At 47.3% G+C, this 13,184-nt stretch carries 13 protein-coding genes; 8 read left to right on the forward strand and 5 right to left on the reverse strand.

Annotation, left to right across the window (positions count from 1 at the left end):
• The first annotated feature begins 29 nt into the window (after positions 1–29).
• From IM753_RS02690 to mraY, 7 genes are all read left to right on the forward strand, one after another.
• Positions 30–410 (forward strand): cell division protein FtsL, encoded by a 381-nt coding sequence (locus IM753_RS02690; RefSeq protein ID WP_065255061.1) that lies wholly within the window; start codon positions 30–32, stop codon positions 408–410.
• Positions 403–2,460 carry a penicillin-binding protein 2 gene (locus tag IM753_RS02695; protein ID WP_194108594.1) on the forward strand — a complete coding sequence of 686 codons (2,058 nt, stop codon included), beginning with the start codon at positions 403–405 and terminating at the stop codon, positions 2,458–2,460. Before IM753_RS02690 ends, IM753_RS02695 begins: the two co-directional genes overlap by 8 nt.
• A 44-nt stretch (positions 2,461–2,504) precedes the next feature.
• Positions 2,505–4,016: a UDP-N-acetylmuramoyl-L-alanyl-D-glutamate--2,6-diaminopimelate ligase gene (locus IM753_RS02700; RefSeq protein WP_194108595.1), complete on the forward strand. Its 1,512-nt coding sequence runs from the start codon at positions 2,505–2,507 to the stop codon at positions 4,014–4,016.
• Between the two features lie 33 nt (positions 4,017–4,049).
• On the forward strand, positions 4,050–4,532 hold the full coding sequence (locus IM753_RS13195) for a hypothetical protein (RefSeq protein WP_255518624.1): 483 nt from the start codon (positions 4,050–4,052) through the stop codon (positions 4,530–4,532).
• Positions 4,529–4,651, forward strand: coding sequence for a hypothetical protein (locus IM753_RS13200; RefSeq protein WP_255518625.1), 123 nt, complete (start codon positions 4,529–4,531; stop codon positions 4,649–4,651). The genes IM753_RS13195 and IM753_RS13200 overlap by 4 nt, the downstream gene beginning before the upstream one ends.
• Positions 4,652–5,068: 417 nt before the next feature.
• On the forward strand, positions 5,069–6,553 hold the full coding sequence (gene murF, locus IM753_RS02710; protein ID WP_065255064.1) for a UDP-N-acetylmuramoyl-tripeptide--D-alanyl-D-alanine ligase: 1,485 nt from the start codon (positions 5,069–5,071) through the stop codon (positions 6,551–6,553).
• A 3-nt stretch (positions 6,554–6,556) separates the two neighbouring features.
• Entirely contained in the window at positions 6,557–7,666 is a 1,110-nt protein-coding gene (mraY, locus tag IM753_RS02715) for a phospho-N-acetylmuramoyl-pentapeptide-transferase (protein ID WP_065255065.1), read from the forward strand.
• A gap of 90 nt (positions 7,667–7,756) precedes the next feature.
• Here mraY and IM753_RS02720 read toward each other — a convergent pair whose 3' ends face one another.
• Positions 7,757–8,983, reverse strand: a complete 1,227-nt coding sequence (locus IM753_RS02720; RefSeq protein ID WP_065255066.1) for an amino acid permease — start codon at positions 8,981–8,983, stop codon at positions 7,757–7,759.
• A gap of 432 nt (positions 8,984–9,415) precedes the next feature.
• On the opposite strand from IM753_RS02720, the gene IM753_RS02725 reads away from it, so the two are divergent.
• On the forward strand, positions 9,416–10,039 hold the full coding sequence (locus tag IM753_RS02725; RefSeq protein ID WP_194108596.1) for a PH domain-containing protein: 624 nt from the start codon (positions 9,416–9,418) through the stop codon (positions 10,037–10,039).
• A gap of 82 nt (positions 10,040–10,121) precedes the next feature.
• Here the strand turns inward: IM753_RS02725 and IM753_RS02730 are convergent, their stop codons facing one another.
• From IM753_RS02730 to IM753_RS02745, 4 genes are all read right to left on the reverse strand, one after another.
• Positions 10,122–11,318, reverse strand: coding sequence for an amino acid aminotransferase (locus IM753_RS02730; RefSeq protein ID WP_065255068.1), 1,197 nt, complete (start codon positions 11,316–11,318; stop codon positions 10,122–10,124).
• Positions 11,319–11,437: 119 nt separating this feature from the next.
• Positions 11,438–11,734 carry a helix-turn-helix transcriptional regulator gene (locus IM753_RS02735; protein ID WP_065255069.1) on the reverse strand — a complete coding sequence of 99 codons (297 nt, stop codon included), beginning with the start codon at positions 11,732–11,734 and terminating at the stop codon, positions 11,438–11,440.
• Entirely contained in the window at positions 11,731–12,075 is a 345-nt protein-coding gene (locus tag IM753_RS02740; RefSeq protein ID WP_065255070.1) for a type II toxin-antitoxin system RelE/ParE family toxin, read from the reverse strand. The genes IM753_RS02735 and IM753_RS02740 overlap by 4 nt, the downstream gene beginning before the upstream one ends.
• A 54-nt stretch (positions 12,076–12,129) precedes the next feature.
• Positions 12,130–13,047, reverse strand: a complete 918-nt coding sequence (locus IM753_RS02745) for a LysR family transcriptional regulator (RefSeq protein ID WP_065255071.1) — start codon at positions 13,045–13,047, stop codon at positions 12,130–12,132.
• Between the last annotated feature and the right edge of the window lie 137 nt (positions 13,048–13,184).

Here is a 13,184-nt window from a genome sequence, read left to right on the forward strand (position 1 = left end):
TCATTTAAACCATTATAAATCACAACCCCATGAATCCAAGTGCTGACAGCGACTTACACGAATACACGACCGAGCGGATGAGCTTGGTGGGCTTGTATCGGCTGATTGTCGCTGGATTACTGCTCGGGATTCTCATCACGGGCGTAATGATAGCCACACAAACCCAAAAACGCCATCAGACCTATCAAGAACTTACCCGCCTAAGACAGCAACTGGCGAACATGCAAGTCGAAGAGAGCCGTCTGCTCATCGAACAGCAGACATTTAGTGCAACCCCACAGGTGGCAAGACGAGCGGTGGGCGAGCTTGGCATGCATTATCCAACCAAAAAAGAGCAGATAAATCAAGATGAATGGGACGAGCTTGGTAATTTAGACAATCTAGATAACACGGGGGTGTCTTATGAGTAAAAACGACCAAACCCCAAAACAGCCCAAACACCCAAAAAACCAAAACCGCTCAGGGCAAAAGACAAATACGTCCCCCAAGGGTGATATTGGCGAGAAACTAAGCAAAATCGGCAGTCTGGGCAAAAAGCTGGACAAAAGCCATGCCATCAAACGCACATCTGATGCCCAAAAGTCAACCCAAAGCCCCCTGAAAAAAACACGCAAACGAAAAAAAAGCTCGGGCGTCTCGCTGTTGGGTGGGCTTCAAGATGTGGGGCGTTATAAGATAGTTTGGGCGGTTATGGTGGTGTGTTTTTCGGCACTTTTCGCTCGTGCTTATTGGCTTCAAATCGCCAATGCCGACTACTACATCAGCCAAGGCGACAAGCTCATCACCAGTAAGCGAACCATCACCGCCCATCGTGGCAACATCTATGACACCAATGGGGCTCCGCTTGCTGCCAATGCCCCTTTGAGCACGGTGATTTTTAGCCCTTATGACTATGCTTTGGCGTATTATGATTTGCAAAAGAAAATCAAAAACACCAAAGGCGAAGAGCGTCGCCAAAAGCTACTACAAGAGCTCGATGAGATGAACTTAGAAACGCTGGCGGCTGCCAGTGGTGTTTCACGTGAAACATTAGAACAAGCAGTACATCTGGATGGGGCGGTGGATTTGGATGACCCAGAAGCGATTAAACAGGCCCTGCCATCGGGGACGGGGTCCAAGCGATTGGTGCTACTTAACCGAGTCGCCCCTGAGGTGGCTCAGCGGGTTACCATGTTAGGCTTTAAGGGCGTGTTTAGAGAGACGAGCGAGAAACGCTACTATCTACAACCTGAGCCCATGGCACAGATATTGGGCTATATGGGCTACTCCCAAGATGACCCGCCTGTCTATGGGGGGCGAACAGGCATAGAAGCCAAATACGACAAACAGCTGACAGGACAAAACGGTCAAGTGCTAAGCCTGCGAGCGGTGCAGGGCAGTATCGGCGACATCAAAGAACTCTCGCCCATGACGGCAGGGCGGGACATTCATCTGACCATAGATTCACGGTTGCAGTATATTTTGTACAAAGAGCTAGAAGAGCTTGGGCGTGTCCAGTCGGCACGGTCAAGTTCGGGCATGATTGTCGATGTGCAGACAGGTAACGTGCTTGCCATGGGGTCGTGGCCGTCTTTTAACCCAAATGATTTGTCAAAAAGACATGGGGCAAGCGAGCGTAACCGCCCTGTGCTAGACACCTTTGAACCAGGGTCAGTGGTTAAGCCTTTGACGGTGGCGGCCGCCTTGGAGTCGGGGCGGTATAGTACCCGAACGCTCATTGATACGGGCGAGGGTAGCATGAGACTTGGTGGGTATAGCATTCGTGATGGCGGTCGCTATGGGGCGATTACCATGGGTAAGCTTATCCAAAAGTCATCCAACGTAGCATCCGCCAAAATCGCCCTAGAACTGCCCCCTGACGCCATCGTGAACATGCAAAGAAAGTTTGGCTTTGGGCAAAAGACCGCTTTGAACCTGCCTGCTGAGTCGGCAGGTGTGCTACATACCCCGACCGCCAAAGACGTCACCCGTCGTGCCACGCTGGCATACGGCTATGGGCAGTCGGTCACACTGGCTCAGATTGCAGGGGCGTATGCGACACTTGCCAATGGGGGCAAGATGAATCATCTTAGACTGGTCAAAGAAGAATCCGTCCCTACTCCAGAGCAGGTCATCAGCGAGCAACATGCCAAAGACATCACTAACATGATGATTAGCGTGACCGAAAAAGGCGGTACGGGGACAGCCGCCGCCATTGATGGCTACTATGTGGCGGGCAAGACAGGCACGTCACGTCGCACCAATCCAGCAGGCGGTTATTATACCGACCAATATCGCAACGTCTTTGCAGGGTTTGCCCCTGCGACCAGTCCCCGTTTTGTGGTGGTGATTTTGGCAGAAGACCCAAGACAGGGCAAATATGCTGGACAAACCGTCGCCCCTGTATTCGCCAAAGTGATGAAAGAGACGCTTAGGATTTATAACGTGCCATTTGACAAACCGCTAGATACGAACCAGTAAGTCGTTTTGCCACTTTATTTTTTTATTTTTAAGAAGGATTTTTCATGACAACATTCAACGATTTTGCCGAAATTTTACAGCCCCATGTGTCCGATATGGATTGGGGGTGTATCAAGGATTTGCTCATCGCAGGCTTTGTGTCGGACAGTCGCAAGGTGGCAGGTGGCGAGATTTTTGTGCTGTTGTCGGTCAATCCTGACATCAAATCCAAGGCAAAAGGCTATATTGACAGTATCAATAGCCAAGCGGTGCTGTCCGAAATCAGTGCGTCCGACATGGGCGTGGATAACGCCAAAATGCCGATTGTGCATATTGCCAATTTACGCCTGATTTTGGGCGATTTGGTCAAGGCGTACTTACAAAAAACAGGGGCGGCGGCTCTGCCAAAAGTCGTGGCAGTTACAGGCACCAACGGCAAGACCACCATTAGCCAGCTTACCGCCCAGCTTTTATCCCTTGCCAATCACAAAACCGCCGTCATGGGCACAGCAGGTAATGGCATTTTGCCAAACTTAACCCCAAGCACCCATACCACGCTAGAAGTGGTCGCTCTACAACACGCCATTTATGACTATGCCCAAGCGGACGTAGAGTGTATCGCATTGGAGGCAAGCTCGCACGGACTTCATCAGCACCGCTTGCAAGGCGTGCCAATCACGGTGGCGGTGTATTCCAACCTATCCCGAGACCATTTGGATTATCATGCCGACATGGACGACTATGCAGGGGCGAAGGCACGGCTCTTTGACAAGGCGTTATTTCCCACGCTGACTCATGCCATTATCAATGCCGATGATGAATTTAGTGAAATCTTTATCCGTCAAGCCAAACAGTCGGGGCTTACCATTTGGACGTACAGCACCAAAAACCCCAAGGCGGACTTTTTTGCCAAACAAATCAGCCCAAGCCTAAACGGGGTGGATTTGGTTATCCAAACCCCACAGGGCGAGATGACGGTAAAAAGCCCATTGCTAGGCTTATTTAACGTGGCAAACCTACTAGCCAGCATTGGGGCAAGCCTTGCCATGAATGTAAGTTTTGATGAAATTATCAATAATATCAAACACTTAAAAGGGGCAAGGGGACGCATGGAGCAAGTGCCGTCCGAGCGTGGTTCGTTTATCGTGGACTATGCCCACACCCCTGACGCTTTGACCCAAGTTTTGACGAGTCTAAAAGCTCATTGCACAGGCAAACTCATTGCCGTCTTTGGCTGTGGGGGCGACAGAGACAAGGGCAAACGCCCGCTTATGGCACAGGCAGGGCTTGCCTTGGCGGATACAGTCATCTTGACCGCCGACAACCCCCGAAGCGAAAACCCCAACGCCATACTCTCCGACATGCAGGTCGGCATGACGTGCGATGACCATTATCGCACCGTGATAGAGCCTGACCGCAAACGTGCCATTGAGCTTGCCATAAAAGACGCAGGCGAGCAGGACATTGTCGTGATTGCAGGCAAGGGGCATGAGACGTACCAAGAGATACAGGGCGTACGGTATGATTTTGATGATGTGGCGATTCTTGGGGAGTTGATTGGGAAATTTGGCAAATAACAGATTTACTGTATTTATTTTTAGGGATTTAAAATGCACATTCAATGTCAAAAATGCAACCATTATGAAGAAGTTAATTTAAAATTCTTTATAAACATTATTGGCGGTGCGGTTGTTGGTAGTGGTTATTGGGCTTGGACTGCGTATTTATTTGCAGGGACAGGTTTTGCCATGCCAATTTGCATTGCGATTATGACAGGTGGCGTGGCAATGCTTGCTTTTTCTGATGAAATTGTGGCTTGGATTGCAAAAAGATATGATTGTCCAAAATGTCAATCAAATCAATGGGTGGCGGTTGATATCAAAAGGCTTTTGGCTGAAAAATTAACCCAAAATCCAACTGATAAGCAAGAAGTAGAAAATGATGATGTGTTAAAAAAGAGAATGTCATCAATCTTGTCAAAAGCCAAAAATGGCAAGCATATAGAAAAAGATGAAAAAATCCAATCGTTATTAAATCAAATTGAAGGGTTGCAATTTTTATTAGGGTGTGTTGAACTTTGGTATTTGCAATGAAAAATGAGAAAAATCGCCCGTTTTTCAAGGAAAAAACGCAGGTTGATAGTTATTCTATCAGACAAGTTTTTGACGCAGAAAAACAAGATTTAGCCATTTTTCATGCAAAAATTGATTGAAATTGTCAAATTTTCATCTTATTTTATAAAAATGTTATCAATGTTCAACACGCCCTAGAAAAACAACAAAAAATTTCTAATAAAGACAATCCACAAATTGCAATCTTGACAAATAAAATCCAAGAAAAAATTTTGGAATTAGAAAAACTCATGTCATGATGGTTGTTATGATTTGATTGGCATGAATACGACTTAAAATTATTTTGATAAATTGGGTTTTTATTTTTAACCCAATTTATAAATGTTTGTTGATTAAATAATGTTTTGATGTATACAAATGTAGGGGCAATTTATTCGCCCAAAAATCAACACTTTACACAGGGAAAATTGCAATTTGCCCCTACAAAATATCCAAAAGGTATCGTTAATTAACAATGCCAAATTTTAAAAATTAACTCAAATAAACAAGAGAACCCCATGACCCCATATATTTGGCAAACCGATAATTTAACACAGGCATTAGCCAGCCTAAACCCCACATGGCACAACGCCAACGGCTTTACCCAAAGCACTCGTATTACGACTGACACTCGCAAGATTGAGCGGGGCGATGTGTTTTTGGCGTTAAAGGGCGATAATTTTGACGGTCATGACTATGTCGCCACCGCTTTTGACAAGGGGGCAAGCCTTGCCATTACAAGCCGTGCCGTGGGCGATTTTGCCCAGATTGTCGTTGATGACACTCGTTTGGCACTCGGGCAACTTGGCAAATACCGTCGTGATGTTCACCCCAATCTTACCGTGATTGCCCTGACAGGCTCGTCTGGCAAGACCACCACCAAAGAAATGCTTGGGGCGATTTTTGGGCAGTTTGCCCCCACCTTGACCACCCGTGGCAACCTAAACAACGATTTGGGCGTGCCGATGATGTTATTAGAGCTGTGTGATGAACACGAATTTGCCGTCATGGAGCTTGGGGCGAACCATGTGGGCGAGATTGCCTACACCGCAGGACTGGTGTCGCCTGATGTGGCGTGCGTGCTAAATATCGGCACGGCTCATTTGGGCGAGTTTGGCGGTCGTGAGAATATCGCTCGTACCAAGGCGGAGATTTTTTCGGCATTGACGGCGGACGGCGTGGCGGTGCTACCCTTTGGCGATGAGTTTTTTGACTTTTTAAAAGACGAGAGTGCCAAATTTACCGAGCAGTACATTACCTTTGGCGAGCGAGCCGAACGCCCCGAAAAAGCATTGGATTTTAGCAAACTATCCCAAGCCGAGATAGACGAGCTATCCACCCTTGACAGCGTGCTAATTATGGGCGATGTGTTTGCCGATGATGTAGACTGTGCCAGCACGCACAGCGACTTTGAGCTGACGGTCAATCTGGCGATAGATGAGCTTGACAGCACCGAGGTGCAGTTGCCCTTTGTGGGCGAGCATAATGTGGTAAACGCCCTAGCCAGCACCGCCATTGCCACCGCCTTGGGCGTGCCACTTGACAAGATAAAATCAGGCTTGGAGCGTGCCACGCCACCAAAGGGGAGATTGACTCGCCTTAGCTTTGGCGAGCATACCTTGATAGATGACACCTACAACGCCAATCCCAATTCTATCTATATGGCGGGTAAGGTTTTGGCGAACGAGAGCGGGCAAAAAATCTTGGTGTTGGGCGACATTGGCGAGCTTGGCGATGAAGCGGTGTCCGAGCATGGTAAACTTGGGCAAACCCTTGCCACGCTTGATATTGACCATGTTTTGACGGTCGGCACGCTGATGAAACATTGCACCGATAGTCTAAATGGCATTCGTGGCAATAGTGAGCATTTTGCCAATAAAGCAGACTTATTAGAAAAATTAAAAAGCCTATTAAACGAGCCGTCTGTCGTGCTGTTTAAGGGGTCAAGAAGTACCACCATGGAAACCCTAATCCACGATTTAACCCAACCTGTAAGCGAGTAAACGATGTTATATTGGCTCATTGATTATTTTGACATTTTGTATAGCCAGACCATTGCGTCTTTGGGGCTAAGGAGCTTGCTTGCGGTCATGACGAGCATGGCGATTGTACTCATGGCGGGTAAGCCTGTCATCGCCTATCTTAGAAATCTCAAATACGGTCAAGCGGTACGCACGGACGGCCCAAAAACGCACCTTGTCAAGCAAGGCACGCCAACGATGGGCGGTGTGTTGATTTTGTTTGCCATTGGGATTTCTACCTTGCTGTGGGCGAATTTGACAAACCCTTATGTATGGATTTTGATGGCGGTCATGGTCATCTTTGGGGCGGTCGGCTGGCGTGATGACTGGCTAAAAATCAAACACAAAAACCCACAAGGCTTGGTCGCCAAAAAGAAATATTTTTGGCTGTCGGTCGGAGCGTTGCTCGCTGGCGGGTCGCTTTACTATATCTCTTTGCAACAAAATCCCACCACCATGCACGCCATGCAGGATTTGCTCATACCTGTCTTTAAGGACTGGGTCATTCCGCTGTCTGTCATACCATTTGGGCTTGGCTTTATTACGCTCACTTATTTTGCCATTAACGGCACGTCCAATGCGGTCAATTTAACAGACGGCTTGGACGGCTTGGTCGCCTTGCCTGTGGTGCTGGTGTCGGCAGGGCTTGGGGTGTTTGCTTATGTGTCGGGTCATGTGGAATGGGCAAATTATCTGTCCGTGCCGTATATCGCTTATAATAGCGAAGTGGTCGTGGTGTGTGCGTCCATGATTGGGGCGTGTTTGGGCTTTTTGTGGTACAACGCCGCCCCTGCCGAAGTCTTTATGGGCGATGTGGGGGCGTTGAGCCTAGGCGGTATGCTTGGCACGATTGCGGTGATGACACGTCAAGAAGTGGCATTTATCCTAATGGGCGGTATTTTTGTCATGGAAGCCTTGTCGGTCATCATTCAAGTCGGCTCGTACAAACTACGTAAAAAACGAGTCTTTCGCATGGCACCTTTGCACCACCATTTTGAAGAAATGAGACTAAAAGAAACCAAGGTTGTGATACGTTTTTGGATTGTGTGTATTATCCTTGTGGTGCTATCACTCATGACATTAAAATTAAGATAAGAAAGATAAAGGAAAAGCCCTGCAAAGATGCGGGGCTTTTTTGTGGGGTGTGGGTTTTTATTTTTAAAAACCAAACGTCCTTGCCCGAATCTACCCGCCAAAACTTGGCACCACACCCAAATAACCGCCAATTTGGGCGATGATGTTTATCACACCAAAGACGATAACAAAATAAATCATAAACTGACCGCCAAAAGCTCGGTAAGTGCTGTCGGGGTATTTTTGGCGGTGAGCCTTGGCAAGCAGGGCAGGGACGATGACACCCCATACGGTCAAGGCAAGCCCTGCAAAACCAATGGCGGTTGTAAAGCCAAATGGGGCAATCAGACTTAGCACCAAAGGCGGTAAGAACACCACCGCCACCGCATAGGCTCGCCCTGTCTTGTCATCGCCAAACCCAAAAAAATCACTCAAAAAGTCAAACAATCCCAACGCCACGCCCAAAAAGGAGCTGGTCAATGCCATGTAAGCAAATGCCCCCAACATGGTGCCGATAAAACCCGATTTGCCAATCGCTCCTAGTAGCGTTGCCACATCGCCGTCTTTGGCGATGACTGGGGCAAAATCGGTGCGTGGTAGATTGCCTTGGACGACCACTTGCCACAGCAGATAAAACCCGAGTGCCATGAGCGAGCCTATCAAGACCGACTTGGCGACTTTGGCGGTGTCGCCCCCAAAGTATTTGACCATGCTTGGCACGCCGATATGATAGCCAAACGACACCAGCACCGTGGATAATGCCACCCAAATGTAGGGCGTGTAAGCTGTGCCAGTTGGGGCGTGAGTGTCAAAGAGCGTATCCAGACTAACCGATGACATCATGCCAAAGGCAGAGATGAAAAAGCTGGTTATCATGCCAATCATCAGTACGCTTGCCACTCTGTCCACGACCCGAGTTGAGAGCCACACAAACACCGCAAATAGCACGCTGATGATGAGCGAGCCTAGGCGTGGGGCGATGTCCGTGCCTGTCAAGGCAGACAGATGACTGGCGGTCAAGCCCCCGCCACTGGTGATGTAGGCGTAGAGCAGGATGTACAGCACAAAGACGAGCGATAGGCTATTGATGGTGTTCCAGCCTTTGCCGAGCAAGGATTTGACAATGGTTGCAAGGTTGGCATTGGGTGGAAATGTGGTGCTGGCTTCTAATATCATAAGACCCGATGCGTACATACAAAGCCAAGTGTAGGCGAACACCAACAGCGACCATGAGAACCACACGCCTGCCGTGGCGGTGGGGTTGGCGAGCATACCCGCCCCAATGGCGGTGCCTGCGATAATCATCGCCCCGCCAAAGACCGAAGGGGATTTTGACATAAATAAACCTTGATAACCTGCCAAATGTGGCAAAAGGGGATTATTTTAATCGTTTTTGGGAGTGATTACAAATACGGTTGTATGATAAGTCAATGAAAAACCCAACTCATATCTTTTAACACGATTGTCTTTTAAAATAAATTGTCTTTTAAAATAAAAAATGCTTGTGCTACAATAAGTGGGCTTAGGGCGTGCCCGCCCTTTATAACACAATTTAAAATTTAGAAATATTTTAGAAATAAACTATCTGTTTTTGCATGAAAAATGGCTAAATCTTGTGGCTCGAAGGCAAAAACTTGCTTGATAGAATGACTATCAACCTGCGTTTTTTCCTTGAAAAACCTGCGATTTTTCTCATTTTTTCATTGCAAATATAAAAGGCAGGCACACCCTATTTAAGTTATTTCAATCCATTTAAAAAAGGAAATCCCCATGTTCAAAAACTTCGCCTCAGACGCTCTTGGTTTATCCGACATTGGCAAAATCATACCGCCCAGCCAGTTTAACCAAACGGATATTGACGACTATATTTTTCATGAAGATGATGAGCGGATTTATTTTGTCATCAAATCAAAAATGGACGAATACTGCTTTACCAATACCGCCTTTATCCACTTGGACGGGCAATCCGCCACAAGCAAAAAACGTACGCTAAAACGCTATCCTTATCGCTATTTTGCCCCAAGTCAAGTCTCCATTGAGACGGCAGGGACAATGGATTTAGACGTGGAATTAAAGTTTCATTTGGGCGGTTTGGCGTTTAGCATTGACATTGACAAAAGTCAAATTGAAGGCGTGCGAGACATTTACAAGGCATTGACTGCCATTGCCGAGCGTTGTCAGGCAATCCGTCATGATGAGATGGTATTGGAGAAGACCTTTGAGACAGTGACAGGCATGTTTAATTTAAAAGACGTGCCAGAAGCGGTGATTATGAGTCTACCTACCGTCATCAATCAAACGGTGCAAAAGGTAGAAGCAGGCTATAACGAACGCCTAAATGCCATTCGCCAGTATGACTTTGGGGTGGTGTTTGAGCATTATTTGCGTGACTAATTATTTGCGTAACTAAGGGTTAAATGGGATAAACTAAAACCGCCCCGATAGTCATTCGGAGCGGTTTTTTATGGCAACTGGATTATTTTAGCACTTCTGCCATGCTGTTGGCGACATATTCTACATTGGCATTGTTTAGCCCTGCGATACACATACGCCCATTTTCTACCATATAAATGGCGAACTCATCACGCAAGCGGATAACCTGCGGAGCGGTCAGCCCTGTAAAGCTAAACATACCACGCTGTTTGGTAAAGTAGCTAAAATCACGCTCGGGGAGCTTCTGGGTCAATACGTCTTGGAGTTTTTGACGCATTTCACGGATACGGTCTCGCATCTCGTACACTTCGCCTACCCATTGATTGAACAATTCATCATCGTTCATCACGGTGTCCACCACCGCATTACCGTGAGACGGTGGGCTAGAATAGATACGGCGAACGGTGAATTTTAATTGCCCAAGCACGGTATCCGCTTCCGTCTTAGTGGGGGCAACCACTGACAGACCGCCAACACGCTCGCCATAGAGCGATAGGTTTTTGGAGAAAGAATTTGACACAAACACGGTCAAGCCTTTTTCTACCGCCAGACGAATGGCAGACGCATCGCCGTCCATGTCATCGCCAAAGCCTTGATAGGCGATGTCCATAAAGGGAATGAGTTTTTTGTCTTTGATGATGTCAAGCACGCTGTCCCATTGCTCGTTTGACAAATCCACGCCCGTGGGGTTGTGGCAACATGGGTGTAGTAGCACCACGTCATTTTCGTTTAGGGTGTTTAAAAACGCACACATCTCATCAAATTTGACCCCGATGGTCGCCCCGTCATAGTAGGGGTATTTGCCAACTTCTATGCCTGCCCCTTCAAAAATGCTGATGTGGTTGCCCCATGTTGGGTCGGACACATAGCATTTGGCGTTGGGGAACCACTCGTGGATAAAGTCCGCTCCCACTTTTAAGGCACCAGACCCACCAAGCGTGGCAATCGTGGCAACTCGTCCGTCTTTGACAACTTGGCTGTCTTTGCCAAACAGTAGCTCTTGGCACGCTTTTTTGTAACCTGCCAAACCGTCCATAGGCAAGTAGCCACGGGGGCGAGGTGGATTGGCGATACGTCCTTCGGCGGTTTTGACGCATTCTAGGACGGGCAATTTGCCGTCTTCGGTGTAGTACACGCCCACGCCAAGGTTTACCTTGATGTCGGTGCGTGGGTCATTGGCAAATTTGTCCATGAGACCCAAAATCGGGTCGCCAGCATAGGGGGTAACGTGTTCAAACATAACAAATACCTTTGTTGTTGTGGATAAAAACTAAATAAAAACCGTGTCAGTATAACGCAAAATCGGGCGGTTGTGGGGAAATTTTGTTGTTTTTGAATGATGATTTTGGTGGTGCTTTATCAGCCAAATAATACTGACTGCTTGCCATCAATCTCAACAATGAGCTTTCCGCCTAGGGCTTGGACGTATTTTTTGATGGTGGCGTATTCGGGGTTGTCGGCACTTTCCATTTGGCAAATGGCGGATTGGGATACGCCAATTTTGTCGGCAAGCTCGGCTTGGGTGAGCTTGGCATTTTTGCGAAGCTCGCTTAGGCGGATACTGACCAAGGTGTCGGCAACTCGCTGTTCTATCTTGTTACGGCGTTCGGCAGGCAGACTTGCCATGTGGTCGGCTAGGGTTTTGTAAGTTTTCATAACTCATTATCCTTTAAGTATTCGTCATAAATACGCTCGGCAAGGGGTACCATGCGTTGATAAAAACGTTTGTCGCCTGTTTTATCGCCTGCACACAACATGATGGCACGGCGAATGGGGTCAAATGCATAAAAGGCACGGTATGGCTTACCATTATGCTGAATACGCAACTCTTTTAGGTTTGAGATGGTGCTATCATAAAGCGTATCGGCATAGGGTCTGCCCAACTGCGGTCCAAGTTGTGCTAGGATGTTTAAGGCATATAAAACGCTGTCAATTTCGTCATCGTCTAAGGTGTCAAGCCATCTGGCGAACTCATCAGCATAAAGTACTTCCCACATTATTATCCCCCTTACCAAAATTATAAGTCAAGACTTATATTTTTTCAACCCATTCTATACCGTTGTGGGCTTACTGACCAAAAAATCCCCAGCGTTATTAATCAAAAATTCCTTAAAGGCAAGAGCGGCAGGCGACAGCGAGCGGTTTTTGTGGGTGTAGAGCAAAAATTTGCGTTCTACCACAGGCTCGCTGATGGGTCGCATGACCAGCCCGTATAGTTCCACCCATTCGGCAGCATAGAGTAGGCATAACGTCACTCCAAGTCCCATTCGGGTCATGCCAAGGGCGGTTGAGAGAAAATTAATCTCAAAATCGGGGTTAAAGATGCGACTTGAAATGTTATTGGGAAGTTCGTTTTGTAGGCTTTTAATAAAAGGTCCATTTAGGGTAATGAGCTTTTCATCAAGTAAGTCCGCCCATGTGATTTCATCTTTTTGGGCAAAGGGGTGGTTTGGCGGCAGCACCAGATAAAAAGGCGAGCTAAACAGCACATCCACATTCAAATCATCAGAATAAGGACGTTCGGGAGCGACCCCCAAATCAGCTTCTAGGTTCTCAATGTGCTCAACCACATTGTCCACCGAGCAGTCGGTGAGCGTGACCTGAATGTTGGGGTGTAGCTCACAGAACTTGGCGACAAATTTGGGCATGGTGGACGCAGACAACTGCTGAGAGACGGCAAGGCGGACGTGTCCTTGATGTAGTGATTTTAGGTTGTTGACTTTTTCGTTGAGTACCGACATCTCATTGAGAACTCGCCGAGCCTGTGGCAGTAGCCGTGAACCCGCATCTGATAGGTGTAGTTTGCGTGTGGTGCGGTCAAAGAGTTTGACATCAAGATTTTGTTCTAGCTCCTTAATCAGACCGCTTAGGGCAGACTGGGTTAAGCACAGTGTCTCGGCAGCCTTGGTAAAACTGTTTTGCTCGGCGACAAGCACAAAGGCTTTTAGCTGGCGTAGGGTGGTACTCATTATTATTAACCTTAATAAATATATAAGATGATATTATAAATGATAATTGCCAAGATACAAGGGGGCGGATAAAATATTTTTTGGGTAAAAATTAATCGAATTCGCTTGATAAAAATACTGGATTTGGCGATGATGTA

Source organism: Moraxella sp. K127 (genome assembly GCF_015223095.1).
Lineage (GTDB): Bacteria > Pseudomonadota > Gammaproteobacteria > Pseudomonadales > Moraxellaceae > Moraxella.